We start from the raw sequence: 1,190 nt of genomic DNA, 5'->3' as shown, positions 1-1,190 counted from the left end.
CAGTTTTCCTGATTCTAACAGAAGTTCCCCATAATCTAAAGCGGTTAAAACTCTGCCCGGACTTCTTTTTAGTACGATTTGGTAACTCTTAATTGCTTCCTGATCAAGCCCGGTGGCTTGTTGAAACTTAGCCAGTCTTAGGTATACCTGATCAGATTTTGGTTTAGTCATTTGAAGCATTTTAATTGCTTCATTGTATTTGCCCACAGCTGCCAGACTATCCGGAATATTTAAAGCCGAAGTTTGAGCTCCGGCTTTGGCTCCTATAATAAATAAGATAATAATGACTGCTTTATTCATCTACTTGAAATACGATAGGTAGAGTGTAGGTTACTGTGACTTTTTTTCCATTATGCTGTCCAGGTTTCATGTTGGGAAGATTATTAATAACCCTGATTGCCTCCTCCTTTAATTCTTTATGTGTAGCTCTAGCTCTGGTTTCAACAATTTTCCCTGTTTGATCGATTTTGAAATGGACTAGAATGCGATTAAATTCTTTAATATTTAACTCTTTTCCGATGTTGGAATTAAAATGCTTCCCAATAAAGGCAGAGATCTTTTGACTTGTACATTCCTTACGGGATTCCCCGGAAAGTTCTTCACAACCAGGAAAAGCAGGAGCAATATCTATGGTTGCAAAGGGATGTGCGCTCTCTGTATTAAAATTTTGATTTTTTATATAATCATTATCGTTTAAAACTAATTCAGGCATATTTTGGGATTCTTCGGAATCGTTTAAATTGCTTTTCTGTGAAAGATTTTTAGTCGCACTAGTGCTTTCAGGACCTGTTGCTTTAAGATTCATGTACATGGTATACTCATTTCCATCTTTACTGGTTACTACCATTTTATTGTAACCATCTGGAACTTTTTCTGAAGCTTTATGTATCGAGTATGAGACCTGGTCAGAGTTATAATTTATAGTAGCCCAACTTACATAATCGGGGTTATTGATAAGAAAATTTTCATAAGCTTCATGGGTTTTTTTCTTTTCAAGGTTTTCCTCAAGATTTTCAACTTTATTAAGACTGTAATTAAACTGAGATAATGTTGAATCTATTTCCTCTTCCGTTTTATTATCTGAACAGGCAACATAGGTCAACATGGCCAGCATAAGTGGAACGATGAGTAAAAGTTTGAATTTTGAAAGTTTCGATGATTTGTTTTTTTGTAACATAAATATTCGCTTT

The 1,190-nt window shown here is 35.0% G+C and carries 1 protein-coding gene and 1 pseudogene; both read right to left on the bottom strand.

Annotated elements, in window-relative coordinates; genetic code table 11:
- Window positions 1-300: pseudogene (locus ACNKXV_RS10745) on the bottom strand (tetratricopeptide repeat protein); the annotation flags it as partial.
- A partial coding sequence (locus ACNKXV_RS10740) for an energy transducer TonB (protein ID WP_417907727.1) occupies window positions 293-1,190 on the bottom strand: 898 nt, incomplete at its 5' end. The gene ACNKXV_RS10740 and the pseudogene ACNKXV_RS10745, both read right to left, overlap by 8 nt.

Source organism: Christiangramia aquimixticola (assembly GCF_048285835.1).
GTDB classification, from domain to species: domain Bacteria; phylum Bacteroidota; class Bacteroidia; order Flavobacteriales; family Flavobacteriaceae; genus Christiangramia; species Christiangramia aquimixticola.
This window is presented reverse-complemented; position numbering and strand designations above follow the sequence as displayed.